The organism is Nocardioides sp. GCM10030259 (genome assembly GCF_042666375.1).
In the GTDB taxonomy this organism is placed as follows: Bacteria; Actinomycetota; Actinomycetes; order Propionibacteriales; family Nocardioidaceae; genus Nocardioides.
The window spans coordinates 133,801-157,094 of record NZ_JBHTDF010000018.1; the positions used below are offsets into that span (position 1 = coordinate 133,801).

The 23,294-nt window shown below is 72.6% G+C and carries 24 protein-coding genes; 9 read left to right on the forward strand and 15 right to left on the reverse strand.

What is annotated here, in order from left to right:
• Positions 1-3: 3 nt before the first annotated feature.
• From ACFQQI_RS13775 to ACFQQI_RS13800, 6 genes are all read right to left on the reverse strand, one after another.
• Positions 4-843 (reverse strand): carbohydrate ABC transporter permease, encoded by an 840-nt coding sequence (locus ACFQQI_RS13775; protein WP_378564096.1) that lies wholly within the window; start codon positions 841-843, stop codon positions 4-6.
• On the reverse strand, positions 843-1,754 hold the full coding sequence (locus ACFQQI_RS13780; protein WP_378564098.1) for a carbohydrate ABC transporter permease: 912 nt from the start codon (positions 1,752-1,754) through the stop codon (positions 843-845). Before ACFQQI_RS13780 ends, ACFQQI_RS13775 begins: the two co-directional genes overlap by 1 nt.
• A gap of 94 nt (positions 1,755-1,848) precedes the next feature.
• Positions 1,849-3,141 (reverse strand): extracellular solute-binding protein, encoded by a 1,293-nt coding sequence (locus tag ACFQQI_RS13785; RefSeq protein WP_378564100.1) that lies wholly within the window; start codon positions 3,139-3,141, stop codon positions 1,849-1,851.
• Between the two features lie 62 nt (positions 3,142-3,203).
• A complete protein-coding gene (locus ACFQQI_RS13790) occupies positions 3,204-4,331 on the reverse strand; it encodes an ROK family protein (RefSeq protein ID WP_378564103.1) in 1,128 nt (375 codons plus the stop codon).
• Between the two features lie 84 nt (positions 4,332-4,415).
• Positions 4,416-6,254 carry an FtsX-like permease family protein gene (locus ACFQQI_RS13795; RefSeq protein WP_378564106.1) on the reverse strand — a complete coding sequence of 613 codons (1,839 nt, stop codon included), beginning with the start codon at positions 6,252-6,254 and terminating at the stop codon, positions 4,416-4,418.
• On the reverse strand, positions 6,242-6,997 hold the full coding sequence (locus tag ACFQQI_RS13800) for an ABC transporter ATP-binding protein (protein ID WP_378564109.1): 756 nt from the start codon (positions 6,995-6,997) through the stop codon (positions 6,242-6,244). The genes ACFQQI_RS13795 and ACFQQI_RS13800 overlap by 13 nt, the downstream gene beginning before the upstream one ends.
• A gap of 108 nt (positions 6,998-7,105) precedes the next feature.
• On the opposite strand from ACFQQI_RS13800, the gene ACFQQI_RS13805 reads away from it, so the two are divergent.
• A complete protein-coding gene (locus tag ACFQQI_RS13805; RefSeq protein WP_378564112.1) occupies positions 7,106-8,359 on the forward strand; it encodes a sensor domain-containing protein in 1,254 nt (417 codons plus the stop codon).
• Complete coding sequence (locus tag ACFQQI_RS13810) at positions 8,356-9,000, forward strand: response regulator (protein WP_378565549.1); 645 nt, start codon at positions 8,356-8,358, stop codon at positions 8,998-9,000. Before ACFQQI_RS13805 ends, ACFQQI_RS13810 begins: the two co-directional genes overlap by 4 nt.
• 7 nt (positions 9,001-9,007) lie before the next feature.
• Here the strand turns inward: ACFQQI_RS13810 and ACFQQI_RS13815 are convergent, their stop codons facing one another.
• Complete coding sequence (locus tag ACFQQI_RS13815; protein WP_378564115.1) at positions 9,008-9,967, reverse strand: cation diffusion facilitator family transporter; 960 nt, start codon at positions 9,965-9,967, stop codon at positions 9,008-9,010.
• A 69-nt stretch (positions 9,968-10,036) separates the two neighbouring features.
• Here ACFQQI_RS13815 and ACFQQI_RS13820 point away from each other — a divergent pair, with 69 nt between their 5' ends.
• Positions 10,037-10,930, forward strand: a complete 894-nt coding sequence (locus ACFQQI_RS13820) for an SGNH/GDSL hydrolase family protein (RefSeq protein ID WP_378564118.1) — start codon at positions 10,037-10,039, stop codon at positions 10,928-10,930.
• On the opposite strand, the gene ACFQQI_RS13825 is transcribed toward ACFQQI_RS13820, so the two are convergent.
• Entirely contained in the window at positions 10,927-12,444 is a 1,518-nt protein-coding gene (locus tag ACFQQI_RS13825) for an amidohydrolase (protein WP_378564121.1), read from the reverse strand. The genes ACFQQI_RS13820 and ACFQQI_RS13825 overlap by 4 nt on opposite strands.
• A 10-nt stretch (positions 12,445-12,454) precedes the next feature.
• Entirely contained in the window at positions 12,455-13,075 is a 621-nt protein-coding gene (locus tag ACFQQI_RS13830; RefSeq protein ID WP_378564124.1) for a MerR family transcriptional regulator, read from the reverse strand.
• 75 nt (positions 13,076-13,150) lie between these two features.
• Here ACFQQI_RS13830 and ACFQQI_RS13835 point away from each other — a divergent pair, with 75 nt between their 5' ends.
• Positions 13,151-13,552, forward strand: coding sequence for a hypothetical protein (locus ACFQQI_RS13835; protein ID WP_378564127.1), 402 nt, complete (start codon positions 13,151-13,153; stop codon positions 13,550-13,552).
• Positions 13,553-13,556: 4 nt separating this feature from the next.
• On the opposite strand, the gene ACFQQI_RS13840 is transcribed toward ACFQQI_RS13835, so the two are convergent.
• Positions 13,557-14,981: a DHA2 family efflux MFS transporter permease subunit gene (locus ACFQQI_RS13840; protein ID WP_378564130.1), complete on the reverse strand. Its 1,425-nt coding sequence runs from the start codon at positions 14,979-14,981 to the stop codon at positions 13,557-13,559.
• Positions 14,982-15,133: 152 nt separating this feature from the next.
• On the opposite strand from ACFQQI_RS13840, the gene ACFQQI_RS13845 reads away from it, so the two are divergent.
• Positions 15,134-15,616, forward strand: coding sequence for a hypothetical protein (locus ACFQQI_RS13845; protein WP_378564133.1), 483 nt, complete (start codon positions 15,134-15,136; stop codon positions 15,614-15,616).
• Between the two features lie 11 nt (positions 15,617-15,627).
• On the opposite strand, the gene ACFQQI_RS13850 is transcribed toward ACFQQI_RS13845, so the two are convergent.
• The gene (locus tag ACFQQI_RS13850; protein ID WP_378564136.1) at positions 15,628-16,293 is read right to left on the reverse strand and encodes an AIM24 family protein; all 666 of its coding nucleotides are present in this window, start codon (positions 16,291-16,293) and stop codon (positions 15,628-15,630) included.
• Positions 16,294-16,352: 59 nt separating this feature from the next.
• The gene (locus ACFQQI_RS13855; protein WP_378564139.1) at positions 16,353-16,727 is read right to left on the reverse strand and encodes a nuclear transport factor 2 family protein; all 375 of its coding nucleotides are present in this window, start codon (positions 16,725-16,727) and stop codon (positions 16,353-16,355) included.
• A 160-nt stretch (positions 16,728-16,887) separates the two neighbouring features.
• Here ACFQQI_RS13855 and ACFQQI_RS13860 point away from each other — a divergent pair, with 160 nt between their 5' ends.
• Positions 16,888-17,289 carry a VOC family protein gene (locus ACFQQI_RS13860; RefSeq protein WP_378564142.1) on the forward strand — a complete coding sequence of 134 codons (402 nt, stop codon included), beginning with the start codon at positions 16,888-16,890 and terminating at the stop codon, positions 17,287-17,289.
• A 10-nt stretch (positions 17,290-17,299) separates the two neighbouring features.
• Here ACFQQI_RS13860 and ACFQQI_RS13865 read toward each other — a convergent pair whose 3' ends face one another.
• Both ACFQQI_RS13865 and paaN read right to left on the reverse strand, forming a co-directional pair.
• Positions 17,300-17,518: an amphi-Trp domain-containing protein gene (locus ACFQQI_RS13865; RefSeq protein ID WP_378564145.1), complete on the reverse strand. Its 219-nt coding sequence runs from the start codon at positions 17,516-17,518 to the stop codon at positions 17,300-17,302.
• 31 nt (positions 17,519-17,549) lie between these two features.
• A complete protein-coding gene (paaN, locus tag ACFQQI_RS13870; RefSeq protein WP_378564148.1) occupies positions 17,550-19,214 on the reverse strand; it encodes a phenylacetic acid degradation protein PaaN in 1,665 nt (554 codons plus the stop codon).
• A gap of 89 nt (positions 19,215-19,303) precedes the next feature.
• Between paaN and ACFQQI_RS13875 the strand changes: the two genes are divergently transcribed.
• Positions 19,304-19,951, forward strand: a complete 648-nt coding sequence (locus ACFQQI_RS13875; protein WP_378564151.1) for a hypothetical protein — start codon at positions 19,304-19,306, stop codon at positions 19,949-19,951.
• Here ACFQQI_RS13875 and ACFQQI_RS13880 read toward each other — a convergent pair.
• Entirely contained in the window at positions 19,944-21,401 is a 1,458-nt protein-coding gene (locus ACFQQI_RS13880; RefSeq protein WP_378564154.1) for a serine/threonine-protein kinase, read from the reverse strand. The genes ACFQQI_RS13875 and ACFQQI_RS13880 overlap by 8 nt on opposite strands.
• A gap of 135 nt (positions 21,402-21,536) precedes the next feature.
• Here ACFQQI_RS13880 and ACFQQI_RS13885 point away from each other — a divergent pair, with 135 nt between their 5' ends.
• Positions 21,537-22,460, forward strand: a complete 924-nt coding sequence (locus tag ACFQQI_RS13885; RefSeq protein WP_378564156.1) for an ABC transporter ATP-binding protein — start codon at positions 21,537-21,539, stop codon at positions 22,458-22,460.
• Positions 22,457-23,269 (forward strand): ABC transporter permease, encoded by an 813-nt coding sequence (locus ACFQQI_RS13890; protein ID WP_378564159.1) that lies wholly within the window; start codon positions 22,457-22,459, stop codon positions 23,267-23,269. The genes ACFQQI_RS13885 and ACFQQI_RS13890 overlap by 4 nt, the downstream gene beginning before the upstream one ends.
• Positions 23,270-23,294 lie beyond the last annotated feature (25 nt).

Consider the following 23,294-nt stretch of genomic DNA (forward strand, 5'->3'; position numbering starts at 1 on the left):
TCGTCATCCCTTCACCGCACCCGAGGTCAACCCGCTGACCATCCGTCCCTGCACGATCAGGAAGAAGACGATGACGGGGATCGCGATCAGCGTGGAGCCGGCCATGATGCCGCCCCAGTCGGTACCGCGGTTGACGTCGGTGAACGTCGAGAGCCACAGCGGGAGCGTGCGGTGGTCCTCCTTGGTCATCACGACGAGGGCGAGGGTGAACTCGTTCCACGCCTGGATGAACCCGAAGACACCGGTCGCGACGAGCCCGGGCGCCAGCAGCGGGAACGTGATCCGGAAGAACGCCTGGCTGCGGGAGCAGCCGTCCATCATCGCCGCCTCCTCCAGCTCGTACGGGACGCCGGCGACGAAGCCGCGCAGGGTCCAGATCGTGAAGGGCAGCACGAGCGCCACGTAGACGATGGTGAGCCCGATGACGGTGTTCAGCAGGTCCAGCGTCTCCAGCATCTTGTACTGGGAGATGAAGAGGCCCTCGACCGGGATCATCTGGATCACCAGCAGCGTCACGATGAAGGACATCCGGCCGCGGAAGCGGAACCGCGACACGGCGACCGCCGCGACGAAGGCGAAGGCCAGCGCGACGGCGATCGTCAGGACTGTCACCAGCAGGCTCGTCTTGAGGGCGTTGAGGAACTGGTCGGTCTCGAAGACGGTCCGGTAGTTGTCGAGGCTGCCGCCGAGCGGCACCCAGGTCGGCACCGGGTTGCGGATCTCGTTGCGGTCCAGGAACGAGCTGTTGACCATCCAGTAGACCGGGAAGACCGCGATCACGAAGGCGATCACGCCCAGCACGTTGGCGGTGACCCGCAGGGATCGGCGGGGAGCGCGGGCCATCAGTCGGATTCCCTCTCCTGCTTGAGCATCGTGCGGACGTACGGCGCGGTGAGGACGATCGTCAGGAACAGCATGAAGATCGCGACGGCGGCCGCCATGCCGAACTCACCACCGCCGATCCCGAGCCGGTAGATGTAGGTGCCCAGCAGGTTGGTGTCGCGGGTCGACCCACCCGCCTGCTGGAGGATGTAGATCTGCGTGAAGACCCGCAGGTCCCAGATGATCTGGAGCAGCCCGACGACGAGCAGCACCGGCCGGATCGTCGGCAGCACGACGTGCCGCAGCCGCTGGACCGGGCCGGCCCCGTCGATCTCCGCGGCCTCGAGCATGTCCTCGGAGACCTGGGTCAGCGCGGCGTACACGGTGAACGCCACGAACGGCACGCTCATCCAGACGACGATGACGGTCGCGACGAAGAAGAACGACAGCGGGCGGAGCAGCCAGGAGTGGCCGGCGAAGTCGAAGCCGGCCTCGGTCAGCACGTAGTTGATGACGCCGTACTGCGTGTCGAAGAGCCATTGCCACACCGTGAGCGAGGCGACCACCGGCATCGCCCACGCCAGCAGGAGTCCCGTCTGCACCAGGATGCGCACGCCCTTGGCCATGTGGCGCATCAGCAGCGCCAGGCCGACGCCGATCGCCATCGTGACGACGGCGTTGACGAGGCAGAAGACCAGCGAGCGGAGCGTGACCCGCCACAGGTAGGTGTCCGTGACGAGGTCGCGGTAGTTGTCGACGCCGATCCACTCCGGCGGCTGGCCGAACTGCTGGGCCAGGCCGAAGTCCTGGAAGGACAGCACCACCTGGCGCACCAGCGGGTAGCCGAGCGCCAGGGCGAGCGCGGCGGTGGCCGGCACCAGGAGCACGTACGGCAGCGGCGTACGTCGCCGGCTCGGGGCCGTGTCACTCATCGGTCCTCCTCGCTGTCGGTTCTCGGGCACGGCACGGCCGGGGCGGCGGATCGCGCCGCCCCGGCCGTCCTGCTGTGTTGATCGCGTGGCTGCGTCAGCCGTTGATCTGCTCGTTCATCTGCTCGTCGGCCTTGGCCGCGAGCTCGGCGACGTCGCCGCCCTGCGCGATCGCGCTGAACAGGTCCTCGAGGACCCGGGATCCCTCGACGGTCGCCCAGCCGGGTGCGGCCGGGGTCAGCTTGGCGTTCGAGGCCGCCGCGATCGTGGCCTGCGCGAACTCGTCGTCACCGAGCAGCGACGCCAGGGAGTTCTTCGCCGGCGTGAGTCCGGCCTCGGCCATGATCGACTGGTAGTCGTCGCTCAGCATCAGGGCGACGGCCTCCTGGGCCAGCTCCTGGTTGGCCGACTTCGCCGCGATCGCGATGTCGGAGCCGCCGAGCAGCACCGGGGCGGGCTCGCCGTCGCTGCCCGGCATCGCGAAGACGCCGATCTGCTTGCTGAGCGTGTCGGGGCAGCCGGACTTCGGGTCGTTGATCAGGCCGGTCACCCAGCCCGGGGTCGACATCATGCCGACCTCGCCGGCGCACCACGGCGTCCACGGGTCCGCCTCGTTGCCGTCCTTGGGAGCGCTGGACGCCTCGGAGAAGAGCTGCTGCGCGCGCTCCAGGCCCGCGACCGACTCGGCCGACGAGAGCGCACCGCTCCACTCGCCGCCGTCCTCGGTGGCGAGGTCGCCGCCGGCGTCCCAGATGAACGCCGCGCCGTTGCGCCAGTCCTGGCCCGGCAGCCAGAAGCCGGAGAAGTTGGCCGGCTTGGGGTTCTCCTGCTTCAGCGTGACGGCCGCGTCGACGAACTCGTCCATCGTCGTCGGCACGTCGAGGCCGGCCTTCTTGAAGAGGTCCTTGCGGTAGAAGATGTACTTCGAGCCGGCGTAGTACGGCACGGCGTACGTCTTGCCTTCGACGGTGGCGCCCTCGACGAAGCCCGGGAGCAGGTCGTCGCCGCCGAGGTCGCCGAGCTGGTCGGTGAGGTCGGCGAACGCGCCGGCCGAGGTGAAGGTCGGCGCCTGGGTGTTGCCGATCTCGACCACGTCGGGGGTCTCGGACTCGCTGGAGAGTGCGGTCGTCAGCTTCTCGACGAGGCCGTCCCACTCCTGCTGCTCGACGGTGAGCGTGGAGCCGGGGTTCTGCTCCTCGAACGTCTCCTTCAGCCAGTCGCGCGCCTCCTGCGGCGTGTCGGTGCCGTTGAGCCAGACGCGGATGTCCGCGGCCTCGGGCCCACCGTCGCTCGACGAGCCGCTGTCGCCGTCGTCGCTGCCACAGGCGGCGAGGGTCGCCGTGGCCATCGTGGCCATCGCTGCGACCGCGAGTGTCTTCTTGATGCGCACCGCAGTGTTCCTCTCTTGGAGCTTCGTTGTTGCGTGGTGTGGGTGAGTCCCGAGACGGTTCTTCAGGAGACGCCGAGCTGTCCCGCCAGGACGAGGACGGCGGCGCCGACGAGGACGACGTCCTCGCCGAGCGTCGAGGTGCGGACCACGAGGCCCGCGGAGCTGACCGGCATGGTCCGCTCCCGGATGGTGCGGTCGGTGGCGTCGCGCAGCGGCCCGTCGAGCAGCTCCTGCGGGCCGCTCAGCACGACCTCGTGGAGGTTGAGCGTCCCGACGACCGGCGCGAGCACGGCGCCGAGCTGCTCGCCGACCCTCGTGAGCACCTCGCTCGGGTCGTTGCCGGCCAGACGCCTGCGCAGGTGGGGTACGGCAAGGATCGTCTCGAGGCAGCCCGCGCGCCCGCAGGCGCAGCGGTCGCCGTCGGGGTCGACGACCACGTGGCCGATCTCGCCCGCGGCGCCGAGGTGGCCGTGCAGGAGCGAGCCCTCGAGGACCAGGCCGGCGCCGACACCGATACCGACGCGGAGCAGCATCAGCCCGCCGTCGTCGGAGGCGCCGAAGGTGTGCTCGCCGAGGACGGCCGTGTTGGCGTCGTTGGCGACGAAGACCGGGAGGTCGAGCGCGGCGGCGAGACTGGCGGCGAGCGGGGTATCGGTCCAGGCGAGGTTGGGGGCGTCGATGACCGTGCCCTCGGCGTCGACGACACCGGGGCTCCCGATCCCCACGCCGAGGACGGGGCGGCCGGCCATCGCGATCAGCTCGGCGGCCAGGCGGTGCACGAGCGCGAGGGCGTCGTCCCCGGCGGCTCCTTCGAGCGGGAGCTCGTGCCGTGCCTGGACGGTGCCGGCGAGGTTGATGACCGCGCCGGTCATCCGGTCGGTGGCGGACAGGTCGATGCCGATGACGTGGGTGGCGTCGGCGTCGAGGCCCACCAGCGTCGGCGGCTTGCCGACCCGGCTCTCGGCGGGTGCGCCGAGCTCCTGGACGAGGCCCTCGCCGACCAGCTCTCCGACCAGGTCGGAGATCGTGACCCGGGTCAGGCCCGTGGTCCGGGCCAGGTCGGCGCGGCTCGCCGGCCCCTCCCGGAAGAGCTGCTGGAGCAGCAGCGAGCGGTGGTGGCGACGGGCGTCCTCCTGGAGGAGCTTGCCGCGCGGCCGCAGGGGGCGGCCCACCGGTGAGGTCGGGGTCACATTTGTTAGTTCACCGTACTTACTTATTCGTCGTCAAGCGTTTCGCCGGAATTCGGCGGGTCGGTCTCCCCGGTCGCCCGGCCGTCAGGACTGCCGGCTCGCGGCCCGTGCTCCGGCGAGGGCGGCGGCCACGGCCAGCCCGAGGCAGGTGGCCGCGATGGCGGCGAGCGGGAGCCACGGGATCGTCAGGCCGACGTCGGCTACGTCGCGGGTGCTCGCGTGGCGGATCAGCCATCCCACGAACCCGGTCACCAGGCCGCCGAGCAGCAGCGCGCCCCCACCGACGAGCCCGGCCTCCCAGATCGCCATCCGGCGCAGCTGGTCGTCGGTGGCGCCGAGCAGGGAGACCGTGCGCAGCTGCCGGCGGCGCTGCGAGACCCCGATCAGCACGCTGTTGACGATCGCGATGCCGGCGTAGAGGCCGGCCGGGCCGAGCAGCACCCAGAGGCCGATCCGGTTGTTCGCCCGGGTCTGCGCGTCGACCTGGTCGATCCACGCCTCGGAGGTCAGCACGGTCGCTGAGGTTCCGGCCAGCAGCGCCTCGACGTCGGCGGTGCCGGGGTCGACGAAGACCAGGTCCGGCACCACCCGATCGGCACGCTCGCCGCCGAGTGCGGGGGGCACGAGCACGTCGGCGTACAGGTCCGGCGCATCGCTGACGATGGCCGCGACCTCGGCCCGCACCCGCTCCCCGTCGACGCGCAGCCGGACTGCGTCGCCGACCCCGACGCCCTCGTCCATCGCGTAGGTCTCGGTCACCGCGACCCGCTCGTCGCCGAGGTCGTCGAGGCTTCCCCGTACGGCGTGCAGGCCGCGCGCCTCCCGCGCGAGGCGTACGTCGACCACCTCGTGCTCACCGATCACGACGCGCTGGTCGGCGAGCTCCACCTCGGGATCGCCCGTCAGCAGCGGGGCGACGGCCGGGTCCCCCGCGGTCTCGACGACGAGCGGGGCGTGCAGCCGGGCGCGGTCGAGCGCGGAGCTCCAGTCGGCGCCGAAGTCGAGGGAGACCATCATCGAGCCGGCGACGGCCGAGATCGCGAGGATCGGGGCGGCCACCGCAGCCGGCGTGCGGGCCCCGGTGCGCACGTGGTCGCGGGCCAGCCGCGCGGCGACGTCGCGGCGCGCGAACGGCCGCGCGAGGAGCCCGCCGAGCCACGGGAAGAGCACCCGGCCGAAGCAGACCAGGCCGATCACGACGACCTCGGGGACGAGGATCCCGCAGACGAGCGCGAAGAGGGGTCCGACCGAGCTCGCGACCAGGAACAGCGCGACCGAGCCCGCCAGGCAGATCGTGCCGACCACGATCTGCACGACCGTCGGCCGACGCCGCTCCAGGGCGGCTTCGCGGAGCGCGGCGACCGGCTCGACCCGCGACGCCCGTCGCGACGCCCGCCAGGAGCCGAGCAGGGCGACGAGGATGCCGGCGCCGGCCGACGCCGACCAGGAGATCCACGGTGCCGGCATGGTCAGCTCGACGGCGAGCAGGCCCTTGGACTCGAGGAGCGCGACGAACGCCGGCGTCGCGATGGTCGCGAGCAGCAGGCCCCCGATCGTCGCGAGCACGGCCACGACCACGGATTCGCCCAGCACCATCCGGCGCACCTGACGCGGGGTGGCCCCGACCAGCCGGAGCAGGCCGAGCTCGCGCTGGCGCGCGGCGATCACGAAACCGAACGTGCTCGCGACCACGAACATCGCCATGAAGAGCGCGACGACGGACATCATCCCGACCATCGCGGCGAGGTCGTCGAGCTGGGTCCGCTCCGCGGCGGTCACGCCGGCGCGCTCCGCGCTGACGGCGATCGCGCCGCCCAGCGTCACCGCCACCGAGATCAGGGCCACGCCGCCCGCCAGGGCCACGAAGGCGCCGGCGTACGGCGGCCACGACTGCCGGACGGTCTTCCGGCTCAGCGACAGCATCCTCGCTCGAGCTCGCTCATGGCGGCGGCGATGCGGGTGGCGTCGGCGCGGTCGAGGCGGCCGACGACAACGCCGTCGGCGAGGAACAGCGTGGAGTGCGCGTACGACGCGGCCAGCGGGTCGTGGGTGACCATCACGACCGTCTGGCCCCGGTCGTCGGAGACCGACCGCATCAGCTCCAGGACCTGGCGGCCCGAGCTGCGGTCCAGGGCCCCGGTCGGCTCGTCGGCGAAGAGCACGTCGGGCCGGCTGTGCAGCGCCCGCGCGATCGCGACCCGCTGCTGCTGTCCCCCGGAGAGCTCGGGCGGCCGGCGCCTGGCGAGTCCGTCGAGGCCGACCTGGTGGAGTGCGTCGTGCACGGCGGCGCGGTCGACCGAACGGCCCGCGAGCCGGGCGGGCAACGCCACGTTGTCGTACGCCGTCAGCGCGTCGAGCAGGTTGTAGGACTGGAAGACGAAGCCCATCGACGTACGCCGCAGCTTCGTCAGCGCCGTCTGGTCGAGACGGCCGAGGGGGTGGCCGCCGACGACGACCTCGCCGCGGGTGGGCCGGTCGAGCCCGGCCGCGACCTGCAGCAGCGTCGACTTGCCGGAGCCGGACGGGCCCATGATCGCGGTGAAGCTGCCGCGGGCGAAGGTGTGGGTGACGCCGCGCAGCGCGTGGACCTCGCCGGCGCGGGACTTGTAGGTGCGGGTGATGCCGTCGAGGGCGACGGCGACGGTGTCGACGGACGTGGTGGTCATGGCGTCCATCCCACGCGGGATCGGGCTCGCGATCGCTGGCCTGCGCGCGACACCTGAGGTAGCGCGTGCGCTACCCCGCAAGGGCGTTCAGCGCCCTAGGGTCGTGCCATGACCCGGACGCCGGACGCGTGGACCGCCCTGCGCGCGAATCCCCGGCAGTACCTGGGCTCCCGGTGGCCGTGGGGCGCGCTGGCCTACCTCCTCACCACGGTCCCGATCGGCATCGTCGCCCTGGTCGTGCTGGCGAGCACGCTCTTCCTCGGCACGGTCACGCTGGTGGTCGTCGTCGGCGTGGTCGTGCTGGCCGGGATCCCCGTGTTGGCGGGGGTCCTGGGCGTCGTCGAGCGCGCGCGACTGCGGCTCGTGCAGGGCACGCCGGCGTCCGGGATGACGGTGCGCGAGCGCCTGCGCGCCGGCCGGCGACTGGACGTGTCGTGGCCCGAGGTGGGCTACGCGTTCCTGGTCGCGCTGGTGCTCTGGCCGATCGACGCGGCGGTCGTGATCGTCACGGTCTCGGTGCCGGTCGTGCTCCTGCTCAGTCCCTGGCTGTCGCAGGTCGACCGCATGGAGGTGACCGGCTGGACCATCGACACCGTTGCCGAGTCGTGGCTCGCGGTGCTGATCGGGCTCGTGGTCGCCGCGCTCTCGGCGTACGCCGTGGGCCTGCTGGCGGTCGCCCAGGCCGCCCTCGCGCGGCAGCTGCTCAGCCCTCGTGACGCCGAGCTCGCCCAGGCGGTGGCCGACCTGCGCCGGTCGCGGGTCGACCTCGTCGACGCGTTCGAGATCGAGCGGAGACGGATCGAGCGCGACCTCCACGACGGGGTGCAGCAGCGGCTCGTGGCGCTGACGATGACGCTCGGCAGCGCGGAGCTCGACGTCCCCGAGGGCACGGGCCTGACGCTGGTCCGGCAGGCGCACCGGCAGGCGGAGGAGGCGCTCGAGGAGCTGCGGACGACCGTGCGCGGGATCCATCCGCGGGTGCTGGCCGACCACGGGCTGGCCGCCGCGGTGCACGAGATCGCCGACCGCTCGCCGGTCCCGGCGACGGTCGAGATCCGCCTCGACGAGCGGCTGCCCGAGCCGGTCGAGACCGCGGCGTACTTCGTCGTCAGCGAGGCGCTCACCAACGTCGCCCGGCACTCCGGCGCCCGGCGCGCGCAGGTGCACGGCTGGCGGCAGGGCGGCACGTTCGTGCTGACCGTCGTCGACGACGGCCGCGGGGGCGCGGTCGTCGACCGCGAGGCCGGGAGCGGCCTGGCCGGGCTCGCGGTACGGCTCGACGCGCTCGGCGGGACCCTGCGGGTGTCGAGCCCGGCCGGCGGTCCGACCGAGGTCCGGATGGAGGCGCCGTGCGCCGCCTGAGGGTCGTGCTCGCCGAGGACGCCGCGCTCCTGCGCGAGGGGCTGGTCGGCATCCTGGAGCGGGCCGGCCACGAGGTCGTGGCGGCGGTCGCCGACGCTGACGCGCTCCTCGTCTACACCGCCCGCGAGCTGCCCGACGTCGTCGTCACCGACATCCGGATGCCGCCGACCCACACCGACGAGGGGCTCCGCGCAGCGGCCCGGATCCGCACGGAGCACCCGGAGATCGCGGTCATGGTGCTCTCGGCGTACGTCGCGGAGGCCTACGTGCCCGAGCTGCTGGACTCGGCGCCGGGCGGCGGCGTGGGCTACCTGCTCAAGGACCGGGTGGGGCACGTGCGCGAGTTCCTCGACAGCCTCGGCCGGGTCGCGGCCGGGGAGACCGTGGTCGACCCGCAGGTCGTGCGGCAGCTGCTCGGCCGCCGACGCGACGACGGCCCGCTCGCGACGCTCACCGGCCGCGAGCGCGAGGTGCTGGCGCTGATGGCCGAGGGCCGCACCAACGGGTCGATCGCCGAGGAGCTGGTCGTCAGCGAGGCCGCCGTGCGCAAGCACGTCGGCAACATCTTCGCCAAGCTGCGGCTCGACCCGGCCTCGGACCGACGGGTGTCGGCAGTGATCGCCTACCTGCGCGGGTCGTAGCCAACCCCTACGGCACCAGCGACGCCTCGTCGGGAGGCGCGACCGTGAGCACGGCGTCCTCGATCAGGGGGCTCCTCTCGATCTCGTGCTCGACCGCCCGGAGCCGGAGGGCGAGGTGGTCCTCGGTGTCGTCGCCGACCAGGTCGACGGCGGCGACGACGAAGAGGCGCTGCGGGCCGACGTACTCGAGGTGCAGGTAGGTGAGCCGCTCGACCTGCGGGTGCTCGAGGATCCCGGCGGCGACCCGCGACCTGGTGTCTGCGGTCGGCGCCTCGCCGAGCAGGAAGTCCATGTTGCGCCGGATCAGGAAGACCGCGACGAACGCGAGCAGCAGGCCGATCGCGATGGACGCCAGCGCGTCGTACCTCCGGTCACCCGTGAGCTGGTGCAGCCCGATGCCGGTCGCGGCGATGAGGATGCCGACCACGGCCGAGAAGTCCTCGAAGAAGACCGCCCGCAGCGTCGGGTTGGAGGTGCGCGCGACGTAGCGCAGCGGGTGCATGCCGAACCGCCGCGACGCGCCGCGCACCTGGTGGCTCGCCTGCAGCAGCGACGCACCCTCGAGCACGAACGCGATGGCCAGCACCACGTAGTTGACCGTGTAGCTCGGCTCCTCCTCGGCGGAGGCCGTCAGCTCGGTGATGCCGTGCCAGATGGAGACCACCGCCCCGGCCGTGAAGAGCCCGAAGGCCGCGACCATCGACCAGGCGTACGTCGCCCGGCCGTAGCCGCGCGGGTGCTCCTCGTCGCGGGGACGGCGCCCGCTGCGCTCGGCGACCACGAGGAAGCCCTCGTTGCCGGTGTCGGCCCACGAGTGCGCGGCCTCCGCGACCATCGCCGCCGACCCGGTGAGCACGGCAGCGAACGACTTGGCCACCGCCAGGAGTGCGTTGGCCGTGAGGGCCACGAGCACGGTGAAGAGCGACTGGCCGCTGCTCGGCTCCCGGGGTACGTCGGTGGTGGCCATGCACCCTTGGTACCCCAGCGATCGCGCTCGACTACCGGGTGACCTGCGCCACGCACGTACGGTCTCTGCATGCGTCGCCCCCCTCTCGCCACCGCCCTCCTCCTCGCCCTGGGGGTGCTCGCGGGCTGCACGAGCGGGGGCGCCGACCCCGCACCCCTGCCGGCGAGGACGACCGGCGACCCGACGCAGTCGCCGACGGCGTACGACTCCTACGTCGCGCTCGGCGACTCCTACACCGCCGCACCGCTCGTCCCGCCGACGGACACGAGCACGATCTGCCTGCGCTCGGGCGTGAACTACCCGGCGCTCGTGGCCGAGGCGATGCCGGGCACCGCGCTCACCGACGTCAGCTGCAGCGGCGCCACGACCGCGCACACCCGGGTGGTCCAGCGCGGCGCGGCGGGGTCCGTCCCGCCGCAGCTGGACGCGGTACGCCGCGGCACCGACCTCGTCACGATCGGCCTCGGCGGCAACGACGAGAACCTCTTCGGCACGCTGCTCCTCGGCTGCACCAGGCTCGCGCAGGCCGAACCCGACGGCAGCCCCTGCACCGACCGGTTCGCCGACCGGGTCGAGCCGGTGCTCGGGACGACCCGCGACAACCTCACCCGGGTGATCCGGGACGTCGAGCGCCGCGCACCGCGCGCACACGTCGTCGTGGTCGGCTACCCGCAGATCGTGCCCGCCTCCGGCACCTGCCCCGACCTGCCGCTCGCGCCCGGCGACTACGCCTTCGCGCGGGACACCAACCAGCGGCTGACCCAGACCCTCGAGGAGGCGGCCGCGGCGGCCGACGTGGAGTACGTCGACGTCTGGTCGGCGAGCGAGGGCCACGACATCTGCGCCGGCGACCCCTGGATCAACGGGCGGGTCACGTCGGCCCAGCGCGCGCTCGCCTACCACCCGCTCGCCGCCGAGCAGCAGGCTGTGGCCGACCTGGTGCTGGAGGGGCTCCCCGGCTAACGCGCGTCGTGCACGACGTGCCCGGCGACGACGGTGGTCGCCACGGGCATCGTGCGCAGCGCCTGATCCGCGGCCGCAGTGTCGGCCGGGTCCAGGTCGCGCAGCAGCGGGTCCCGGTCCAGCAGCACCACGTCGCCCCGGGATCCCGCCCCGACGGTCGGCTGGCCGTCGACCGACGCGGCGAGCGCCTCGTGGACGGTCAGCGCCTGCTCGCCGTGCCAGGGCCCGCGGTCGTCGGCGCTGCGGTGCACCGCGGCGGCCATCGCGAGCCACGGGTCGAGCGGCGAGACCGGGGCGTCCGAGCCGAGTGCCAGGTCGACACCGTCGTCGAGCATCCACCGCAACGCGAAGCAGCGCTCCGCCCGCTCCCCCCAGATCCGGTCGGTGAGGTCGCGGTCGTCGAGCAGGTGCGCCGGCTGCACGCTGGCGCGGACGCCGAGCTCGGCCATCCGGCGGACGTCGTCGCGGCGGCACATCTGGGCGTGCTCGATCGATCCTCGGGCGCCGGTGTCGGCGTACGCCGCCAGCGCCTCCTGCACGGCCGCGTCGCCGATGGCGTGCGTGGCGACCTCGAGGCCGCCGGCGTGCGCCCGGGCGAGATGCCCGCGGAGCTCGGCTCCGGACAGGTTGGCCTCGCCGGCGGGGTACTCGAGGCGGTGCGCGTCGCCGTACGGCTCGCAGCACCACGCCGTGCGGGTGTTGAGCGACCCGTCGCTGATGATCTTCAGCGGGCCCATGGTCGCGCGCTCGTCGCAGCCGGGCAGCGTGTCGCCGGTGCGCAGCCCGGCCTCGATGACGTCGTCGAGCGTGTCGGCGTACGTCGCCCAGCGGATCCGCAGCCGGTCGCAGCCCTGCACCCAGCGCTCGGCCCACTCCTCGCGGCTCGCGCCGAACTCGAAGTCGACCATGCCGGCGATGCCCTGGGAGGCAGCGACGTCGAGCATCCGCCGGTACGCCTCCGGAGAGGTGCCGTCGTTGCCGACGAGCGAGACGAGGCGGGGGTACGCCGCGAACCACTCGGTCTCGCGCACCACCGAGTCACGCACGGGCATCGCGAGGTGGTAGAGCGCGGTCGTGTTGAGCCAGGCGTGGTGGCCGTCGCCGCTGATCAGCACGACCGGGGTGTCGCCGGACACCGCGTCGAGCTCCGTCACGGTGACCTCGCGGTCCCACCCGGCGGAGCGGTGGCCCCAGCCGATGATCGGGAGGTCGGGGTACGCCGCGATCCGCTCGGCCACCGCCCGGGTGGCGTCCTCGGGCGAGCGGGCGCCCGCGAGGTCGAGGCGCGCCGACGTGAGCGTCCACTGCGCGAGGTGGGTGTGCTGGTCCCAGAGACCCGGGATCATCCAGCGGCCCTCGGCGTCGATCTCATCGACCCCGGGCGGGCACTCGAGGCTGGGGCCGACCCCGGTCACGGTGCCGCGCTCGACGAGGACGTCGGCGGGCGCGTCCGGGGCGTGCTCCCCGGCTCCGATCGGGACCAGGCGGGCGTTGCGGATCAGGATGCTCGACACGGGCCCGACGCTAACGCGCCCTGGCGAGCCGCCTGCGGGCGAGGTTCTCCTGGGCCATCCGGCGCAGCGAGATGAGGATCGGCTCGTTGACCAACGTCCCGATCACGGCGTAGGTCGTCGCGTCCTCGGCGTCCCGGCGCGGGGTCGTCGCGAGGTCGCGGCGCGCGACGTCGGCGGCGGCCGCGGCGTAGACGTCGAGGGTCGCGTCGGACATCGGCTGCCCCGCGAGCGCGGCGGTGTCGAGCGCGGCCGCGAGGGCGGTCGCGTGCGACGCATCGGGGTCGGTGTGCCAGCGCCGCCGCCTCACGAGGTCGGCGACCCGCTCGCGGGCCGCCTCGCTCGGCTCGGGCGTCGGTGGCGCGGACAGCTGCATGTGGGCCGCGCCGATCTTCGCCATCAGGTCGACACCGTCGTCGTCGATCGCGGCCAGCACCTCGCGCACCCGGTCGAGGCCGAGGCCCGCGATGTCGACCAGCGCCCGGATCAGCCGCAGCCGGCGGACGTGCGAGTCGTCGTACACAGCGCGGGTCGCGCCGACGGCCTCACCGGGGTGCAGCAGCCGCTCGCGCAGGTAGTACTTCACGGTCGGCACCGGGACGCCGCTGCGCTCGGAGAGCTCGGAGATCCACACGGGAACATCTTGACATTGGATAGTGCTCTATCCAACACTTTGGGAAGTTGACTATCCAAAAGGTGGTGTTGTGCGATGTCGGACGAGAGCCGGATCCTCGCGGGGATCCTCCTGCTCAGCCTGGTGACGGTCGAGTCGGGCGGCCTCTACATGCTGAAGATCGTGCGCGGCCGGGCGGGCGTCACGCCGTTCCAGGAGAAGTTCGCGCGCGCCGGCCACGCCCACGCCGGGGTGCTGCTGCTCGTGGCCCTGCTGTGCCAGCTGTACGCCGACGCCGCCGACCTCAGCGGCTTCGTCGACTGGCTCGCCCGCACCGGCGCCGCCATCGCCGCCCTGGTGATGCCCGGCGGGTTCTTCTTCTCCTCGATGGGCGCCGGCCGGGAGCACCCCAACCGACTGGTCGTGATGATCCCGGCCGGAGCCGTGATCCTTGCCACCGGGCTGGTGAGCCTCGGCGTCGGCCTGCTCACCGCCTGATCGGTCAGGCGGCGCAGGACTCCTCGACGTCCTCCTCGTCGGCCGGTGCGCCCATCGGCTGCGGCCTCAGGAAGACCCCGCCGACGATCGCGGCCAGCGCGGCGGCCACGGCGCCCGCGGCGAAGGCGACCTGGAGGCCGCCGTTGAGCGCCTCCACCGGTCCCGACCCCGCGGCGGCGAGCGACTCGGTGCGCGCGGTCGACAGGCTGACCAGGACCGCGAGGCCGAGCGCGCCGCCCATCATGAACGAGGTGTTGACGACGCCGGAGGCGAGCCCGGACTCGTGCGGCTCGACGTCGCCCATCGCGGCCAGCAGCACCGGGTTGAAGGCGATGCCGGCACCGGCGCCCAGCAGGACCATCGAGGGCAGCACGTCGGTCAGCAGGCTGCCGCCGACGGGCGCCCGGGAGAAGAGCGCCAGGCTCACCGCGGCCAGCCCCAGCCCGACCACCAGCGGCGGGCGGATGCCGAACCGCATGACGAGCCGATCGGAGACGCGCAGCGAGCAGTACGCCATCACCACGCTGGTCGGCACGAACGCGAGGCCGACCTCGAGGGCGTCGTACCCGAGCACCTGCTGGAGGTAGAGCGCGGCGAGGAAGAACCACGCGAACATCGCGGCCGCCCACAGCACGCCCACGACCTGCGAGACCGCGACGTTGCGGAGCCGGAAGAGGCGCAGCGGGACGAGCGGCTCGGCGGTCCGCGACTCCCACGCGACGAACGCTGCGAGCAGGAGCACGCTGCCGACCACCAGCAGCGGGCGGCTGTCGACGATGCCGTAGACGGAGGTCATCAGGGCGGCGGTGACGAGCACGGCTCCGAGGACGTCGATGCGTCCGCGGCGCTCCACGGCCTCGTCGGCGGGCAGCACCTTGCGCGCGGCGATCCAGACGGCGATGCCGATCGGCACGTTCACCAGGAAGATCCAGTGCCACGAGAAGAGCCCGGTGAGCACGCCACCGAGCAGCACGCCGACGGCGCCGCCGCCGGACATCACGAACCCGAAGACGCCCATCGCCCGGGCTCGCTCGCCCGGGTCGGAGAACAGCCCGACGATCAGCGACAGGGCGACGGCCGAGACCGCGGCGCCGCCGAGTCCCTGGACTGCCCGACCGACGACGAGCAGCCCCGCCGACGGCGCGAGCCCGCACGCGACCGACGCGACCGTGAACGACACGACGCCGCCCAGGAACACCTTCCGGTTGCCGATCAGGTCGCCGAGGCGCCCCGACAGCAGCAGGAAGCCGCCGAACGTGAGCAGGTAGGCGTTCACGACCCACGCCAGCGCCGACTGGGAGAACCCCAGGTCGGACTGGATCGACGGCAGCGCGACGTTCACGATGCTCGAGTCGAGCACGATCATGAGGTCGCCGAGGCACAGCACGTACAGCGCCAGCCAGCGGCTCCGGGTGGTCAAGTCGTTCATCGTCGAATCTCCTCGGTGGAAGGGGTCTCACCCTGTCCACGAATCGGAAGTCACGAAATCGACAGACCTCGCCGGATTGATTTCCTCATCGGTCGTCGGTGGTCCAGTCCATCCGGACGCCGGTGTCGGTGCCGCTCGCCATACTCCGCGGCATGGCAAGCTCCGACTTCGACTTCCTCACCGGCTCCTGGCACGTGGATCACGAGAAGCTGGTCGACCCGTTCGGTCCGGCCGACGGCGCGACCGTGCGCTTCCGGTCCGAGGCGACCGTGTGGCCGATCCTCGACGGGCTCGGCAACGCCGACGAGACCCGAGGCACCCTTCCCGACGGCTCATCGTTCGTCGGCTTCAGCCTGCGGCTCCACGAGCCGGACGCCGACCAGTGGCAGATCTGGTGGGCGTCCAAGGCACGCCCCGGTGTGCTCGACGACCCGGTCCGGGGAGGGTTCACGGGCGACGAGGGCGTGTTCGTCGGACCGGCCGAGCACGACGGGCGCGAGTTCCTCGCCCGGTTCCGCTGGCTCGACACCTCAGGTGATCACCCGGTGTGGGAGCAGGACTTCTCCTTCGACGACGGCCGGTCCTGGGAGCCGGTGAACTGGCGCATGGTGCACACCCGTGCGAGCACGACCTGACGGGGAGCTGATCAGTGGCTGTGGGGAGCGACGATCCGGCCCTCGCTGGCCTGGACGACGACGAACCCCTGGCCGCTGAAGCCGAGCTGGAACGCCTCGCCCGAGCCACGACCGATGAGCGCGCCGGCGCCGGCCGTACGCCGGACGGTCGTGGCCAGCGACGACGACCACGCGATCGCCGCCTGGATGTCGGCGTACGTCGGGGCGTCGACGTTGAGGACGACCGGAGTTCCGTGCGAGGTGATGGCGACGGTCCCGGTCCCGGTGAAGGTCGTGTTGAACACGCCACCGGCCATCATCGACGCGCCCTCCACCCGCTTGATGTCCCAGTTGAGCGTGCTGTCGAACGCGAGGACGTTGCTGCCGTTGACGGTCAGCGCGTCGTCCTCGAGGTTGACCAGGTGGATCTCCATGGCGTCGTCCGCGAAGAAGACGTCGCCGCGTCCGGAGACCTTCATCAGCGGCATGCCCTCACCGGTGAAGGTCTTCTTCAGGAGCTTCGCCATCCCGCCCGATCCCTGGTAGGCGAAGTCGACCTCGCCCTGGTAGGCGACCATCGCACCCTGACGCGCCATCACCTCGCCGGCGAGCGCGATCCGGAGCATCCGGGGGTTCTGCAGGGTGAAGCCGTCACCGGTCACCGACTCCAGGTTCGTGCCGAACAGCTCACTGCGCATGGGGTTCTCCTTCGGGACGTTGGTCGCAGGCTACGCGTTGCGGCCAGCGAGGCCCGGCCTCAACGACTGGTGTGTGCGAGGTAGAGCGCGTTCGCGATCTTCCAGCCGTCACGGGTGCGGACCAGGTGCAGGTACTCGTGGAACGGCTCGGAGCGGACGAGCGCCGACGCGATCCCGCCCTCGACGTCCAGCACCTCGACGACGATCCTGCGGTCGGCGAGGGTGTCGGCCAGCCCGACGCCGTCGCCGTCCGCGGTCCAGGCGACCATCTGCTCCGCCGTGATGAACGCCAGGCTGGACGCCTGATCCTGCCCGGGCGACCGTTTGACGAGGTCGGGATGGAGTGCGCGCCGCATGCGCGCGGCGTCGCCGTCGAAGTACCCGTCGAAGTAGTCGTGGGCCGTCGCCACGATCAGGTCGACGTCATCGTCCACAGCGATGCACCTCTCCCGAGCCCACCGGTGATCGTATCGACGCCCGAGCGCCTCACGAACCGCCCGATCTGGGGATGTTCGGCGCCGTCGACGCCGGGCGCATCTGGTTGTCTGGCCCCAGGGACGCAGGCCAGGCGTCCGCGACCTCGAAGGAGCCCCGATGACCGGTGTCCGGCAGCTGCGCCTCGTCGTGCACGCGAGCGACTACGAGCAGGCCCTGACCTTCTTCCGCGACGTGATGGGCATGCCGGTCGCCGAGGCGTACTCGGCCGGCGGCGGCGCCGAGGTCACCATCCTCGACGCGGGGCGGGCGACCCTGGAGCTGGCGAACGACGCGCAGATCGAGTTCATCGACGACGTCGAGGTGGGTCGGCGGGTGGCGCCGCACTTCCGGCTCGCGCTCGAGGTCGACGACTGCACCGAGGCCGCGCAGCGCGCCGTGGCGGGCGGCGCCAGCGAGGTCGCGGCGCCGACGCGTACGCCGTGGGACTCGGTCAACGCGCGGTTCGAGGCCCCGGCGGGCATCCACCTGACGATCTTCGAGGAGGCCGGAGAGCGTTAGGGCGTCGGCGTCACCAGGAGATCTCGATCTCCAGCTCGCCGCCGTCGGACTCGAGCTCGACCTCGACGTTCAGCTCGACCTCGTCGGGCACGCTCACGGTGATGCGGCGACCGTCCCGCTCGAACACGACGGAGTTGTTCCGGGCGATGGCGTCGGCGAGCGCGTGCAGGCGCGCGGCGGCCTCCTCACGACGCAGGCGCTGCTTCTCCTCGATCTCGAACAGATCCATCTCGACTCCTCGCTTCCTGTGGTCGGCGCGGCTACACGTGCCGGCGTGACTGGATGACCCGGAACCGCGAGGCGACGTAGGCGCCGTCGGTGTACGTCGCGTTGGCGGCGGGGTTGGCGCCGGTGCCGTGGAAGTCGGAGAAGGCGGCGGACTGGTTGACGAAGACGCTGCCCGTGAGGTTCTCCGACAGCGCGACGCCGACCTCGAGGGCGGCCTCGCGCATCTCGTCGACGACCTTGTCGGAGGTCGAGTAGACGGAGGCGGTCATCGCGCCGTGCCGCGTCACGGTGAGCTCGAACAGCGCGATCGACTCGACGGTGTCCGTCGTCTCGATCAGGAAGGCGACCGGGCCGAAGCACTCGCTGGCGTAGACGTCGGCGTCGTCGGCCGTCAGCCCGACCACCAGCGGGGTGCGGACCGTCGCGTCGGCGTACGTCGGGTGCTGCACCTCGCGGCTCGGGACGAGCACGCGGCCCGTGCCGGCGGCCTTGTCGATGCGGGCGGGGATGTCGGCGTTGACGATGCCTCCGAGCAGCTCGACCGCGCGGGCGTCGTCGCCGACCAGCTTCTCGAGCGCGGCGCCGACGCCGGCGGCGATGTCGTCGACGGACTTGTGCCCCTGGTCCGTGTCGATGCCGGTGGCCGGGACGAAGACGTTCTGCGGGGCGGTGCACATCTGCCCCGAGTAGAGGGAGAAGGAGAACGCGAGGTTCTGGCACATGCCCGCGAAGTCGGAGGTCGAGTCGAGGACGACGGTGTTGACGCCGGCCTTCTCGGTGAAGACGACCGCCTGCTCGGCGTGGGTCTCCAGCCACTCGCCGAACGCCGTGCCGCCGGTGAAGTCGATGAGCCGCACCTCGGCCCGCCGCGCCAGGGTGGCGGCGAGCCTGTCGTCGCGCTCCTCGACCGCGAGCGTCACCAGGTGGGGGTCGAAGCCGGCGTCCGCCAGCACCTGCTGGCACACCTGCACGGTCATCGCCAGGGGCAGCACCGCCGACGGGTGCGGCTTGACCACGACCGCGTTGCCGGTCACCAGCGACGCGAACAGCCCGGGCCACGAGTTCCAGGTGGGGAACGTGTTGCACCCGATCACGAGGGCGACGCCGCGCGGCACGACCGTGAACGTCTTCTCCATCCGCAGCGGCTCGCCGCGTCCGGGCTTCTCCCAGAGCGCGGTGCGCGGCGTCCGGCTCATCTCGACCCAGCCGTAGGCGATGGCCTCGAGCGCCCGGTCGAGGGCGTGCGCGCCACCGGCCTGGAAGGCCATCACGAACGCCTGCCCGCTCGTGTGCTGCACGGCGTTCGCGAGCTCGAAGACCCGGGCGTGGAGCCGGTCGAGGATCTCCAGGCACACCCCGGCGCGCCCGTCGGGACCGGCGTCGCGCCAGGCGCGCATCCCGGCCTCCGCGGCCGCGAGCAGCGCGTCGACGTCGGTCACGTGCGGGTAGCGGACGTCGAGGTCGAAGCCGTACGGCGACCGCTCGGTCGCCACCCTGCCCTCGGCCCCCGGAGTCGCGACCGGGAAGTCCTCGCCGAGCCAGGCGTCGAACGCCGCGCGCCCGGCCGGGGCGGCCTCCTCGCCGTAGACCCGCGGCGACGGTGACTCGTCGAAAGCCGAGTAGAACCCACGGCTCGCGATGGCCGCGGCAGCAGCCTCCAGCCGCGGACGATGACGGTCGAAATAGGTGTCGCTCACGGTGCCCCTCCGTTTTGCCGATCCCGGTCACACTCTGGCACATCCCCTGCTCCGACGGGGTGCGGCGACTCGCCGATACGGTGACCGGCATGAGGGTGGTGCCGGCCGGGCTGACGCTGTCGCTCGTGGCCGTGCTGGCCGTCGGGGCCGGGGTCGTCGGCCACCGTCTGGGCGAGGGCGGTCGCCCGACCCCGAGCGAGTTCGCGGCCGACCCGGTGCCGGCGGTCTCGCCGAGCTACCCGGTCACCCCGGCGAGGGTCGTCCCCGACGACACCTACCCGCCGCTCGAGCGCGGCGTGCCGCTCGGCGTCGCCCGGCTCGGGACGGCGCCGTTCGACGTGCAGGTGCCGATCCCCCGCGGGTGGGTGCGCAGCGTCCCGACCGCCGGCGAGTGGCGGTGGTACCCCGACCCCGAGAAGACGAAGAACATCTACTTCGTGCGGGTGCGCCAGGTCGGTGCGGCGTACCAGACGGTCCCGGCCGCCGTGGAGAGCCGGATCGTGGCCCTCGACAACGCCGACGACGTCGACGACCTCGTCGTCGAGAAGAGGGCGCAGGACCGGTTCGTCGGCCACTACGTCGCCGACGAGCACCGGCGGGTCGCCTTCGAGGGCTACGTCCCGCGCGGCGACGTCGCCTACCTGTGGGTGGCCGTCGTCGGGCGGGAGGCCGACCGGGCCGGTCTCCGGAGCCTCTTCAACCGGATGATGGCGGGCACGAGGACGAACCTCAGCTGAACCCGTGCGTCTCGACGTCGTCGAGGACCTGGTTGGCGACGGCGGTGCTGTCGCTGCGGACCTGCACCCACAGCAGCCGGTTCGTGGTGAGCTGCACGACCCGCTCGACGACCACGCCGCCGTCGCACCCGGTGAAGAGGACCGTCAGCGCGTCGCCGCCGTTGGCGGTGCCGACGATCGGGGACCGCGCCGCCTCGCACTCCGGGTGGCCGGGCACCCGGTCGGGCAGCTCGATGCCGGGCAGGATCCCGGCGAAGACGCCCTGCCCCGCGTCGCTGGTGGACCAGTCGTCGGCCGTGCCCACGGACAGGCCGGGGTAGTCGCCGTCCACGCCCTGCGGCTGCCAGCCCTCGTCGGCCACCGCCCGGCTCCACGCCGACGGCACGGTGACCGTCAGGTAGCCCGACTCGTCCGTGATCGTCGCCTCCGCCGGCTCCCGCCCACCGAGCACGTAGCCGAGCACGCCGCCGGCGGCCACCACGAGCAGAGCGACCGCGGCGCCCAGCAGCCACCGGCGCCGGCGCGGCCGCGGCAGGTCGGGCGCGGGGAGCGGGGCGTCGTCCGCGAGCACCGACGGCGCCGCACCCAGGTGCGTGAGCTCGGGATCGAGCGGCAGCCACGGCTCGGCGTCCTCCGCGTCCAGCTCCGGCGCGAGGGCGCCCGACAGCGCGGAGACGTACGACGCGACGTCCGGCCACCGGTCCTCCCGGTCGGCCGCGAGCCCCCGGGCGACGACGGCGCACACCTCGCCGGAGAACGCGCGGTCCTCGGTCGACAGGGGCGGCGGCGGTCCGGGCGCGGCGGCCGCCGAGAGCGTGGCGTGCGAGAACGCCGCGCGCCCGCTGAGCAGCAGGTAGGTGAGCGCCGCGAGCGAGTAGAGGTCGGCGCGCGGGTCGAGCGGCTCGCCCTGCGCCTGCTCCGGCGACACGAACGACGGCGTGCCGGCGATCACCGTCAGGCGCGACGAGACCTCCATCGACTTGCCGAGGCCGAGGTCGGCGACCATCGCGCGCACCCGCCCGTCGACCGCGCGGAAGAGCACGTTGGCGGGCTTGAGGTCGCGGTGCAGCACCCCGCGCTCGTGCAGGGTCTGCAGCCCGGCGCCCACCTGGCGGACCACCTCGAGCGCCTGCGCCGACGTGAGCCCGTCGATCTCGAGCCGGTCGGCGAGCGTGCCCTGGTCGGCGTACGACATCACGAGGTAGGGGCGACCGTCGTCGATCTCGCCCGCGTCGTAGACGGTCACGACGTACGGCGACTCGACCCGGCGCAGGAAGCGCCCCTCCTCGAGGAAGCGCTGTCGCACGGCCTGGTCCTCGGTCCAGTTGTCCGCGAGCACCTTGATCGCCACGGGCGAGTCGAGCTGCTCGTCGTACGCCAGCCAGACGGTCGCGAACGCGCCCGCGCCGATGCGTCGGCGCACGGCGTAGCGACCGAGACGGGCGGGCATGGGCACCGCCGCATCATCGCAAACCCGGACCCGGTTCCCGGGGTGCATCCCTGAGAGGACTCGGGGTCGGCTCAGGGGTGCGTGCCCCGATGTCCCCGATGTGGCGGACCGGCCCGGACCGGGAGGCTCATCGCCATGATCAAGGTCGAGTCACTCACCAAGAAGTACGGCGGGTTCGCCGCCGTCGACGACGTCAGCTTCACGGCGCGGCCCGGCCGCGTCACCGGATTCCTCGGGCCGAACGGCGCCGGGAAGTCCACCACCATGCGGATCATGGTCGGCCTCACGCCGGCCACAGCCGGGACCGCGGAGGTCAGCGGCCGTCGGTTCGCCGACCTCCCGAACCCCGGCCTCGAGGTCGGCGTCCTGCTCGACGCCTCCGCCCAGCACGCCGGCCGCACCGGCCGCGAGATCCTCACGGTCGCCGCCCGCACGATGGGGCTGCCGACCCGCCGGGTCGACGAGATGCTGGAGCTGGTCAGCCTCACCCCGACCGAGGCCGGCCGCCGGGTCCGCAACTACTCCCTCGGCATGCGCCAGCGGCTCGGCATCGCGACCGCGCTGCTCGGCGAGCCCGAGGTGCTCATCCTCGACGAGCCGGCCAACGGCCTCGACCCGGCGGGCATCCGCTGGATGCGCGACCTGCTGCGCGGGTACGCCGACCAGGGCGGCACCGTGCTGCTCTCCAGCCACCTGCTGCACGAGATCGAGGTCATCGCCGACGACCTCGTCGTCATCGGCCAGGGCCGGATCGTCGCCCAGGGCACCAAGACCGAGCTGCTCGCCTCCGCGGGCACCCTGGTCCGCACGCCGGAGGTCCGGACCCTCGCCCGCGCCCTCGTCGACGCGGACCTGAACTTCGTCGAGAGCGCCGCGACCGGCGGGGCGGACGCCCTGCGGGTCGAGGCCGACCCCGACCTCGTCGGGCAGGTCGCGCTCCGCGCGGGCGTGCCGCTCGTCGAGCTGCGCGCCGCCGACGGCGCCGGCCTCGAGGAGATGTTCCTCGAGCTCACCGCAGAGACCCAGCGTGACCAGAACACCGAAGGAGTTGCAGCATGAGCGCCACCACTGTGGACCTCGTCGAGCCCGAGGCCGCGCGCCGGTCGCGACCGGCCCCCGCCCGGATCCCGATGTCGCGGATCATGGGCGTCGAGCTGCGCAAGTCGTTCGACACCCGGTCCGGCTTCTGGCTGATGGCCAGCATCGCGATCCTCGCGGTGATCGCCACCGCCGCCACGATCCTCTTCGCACCGGAGGACCAGCTGGACTACGAGGCGTTCGCCACGGCGATCGGCTTCCCGATGGCGGTGCTGCTGCCCATCATCGCCGCCCTGTCGGTGACCAGCGAGTGGAGCCAGCGCACCGGCCTCACGTCGTTCACGCTCGTCCCCCACCGCGGCCGCGTCATCACGGCCAAGCTGGCCGTCACGATCGCCGTCGGCGTCGTGTCGATGGTCGTCGCCGCCGCCATCGGCGCCGTCGGCAACGTCGTGGGCACCGCCATCGCCGGCACCGACACCGTCTGGAACGTCAGCGCCACCGAGCTCGGCTACATCATCCTCGCCAACGTGCTCGGCATGCTGATCGGCTTCATGCTCGGCGTGCTGCTGCGCAACTCGGCCGGAGCCATCGTCGGCTACTTCGTCTACGGCTTCGCCCTGCCGCCGCTGTCCATGCTGCTCGCGGCCAACCAGGGCTGGTTCGAGGACGCCCAGCCGTGGGTCGACTTCAACTACGCCCAGAGCGCGCTCTTCGACGGCAACCTGACCGGCGAGCAGTGGGCCCAGCTCGGGGTGACCGGCCTCTTCTGGCTGGTGATCCCGATGGCGATCGGCCTCTGGTCGGTGCTCCGGTCCGAGGTCAAGTAGGCCTCGTCATAACGAACCGATCACC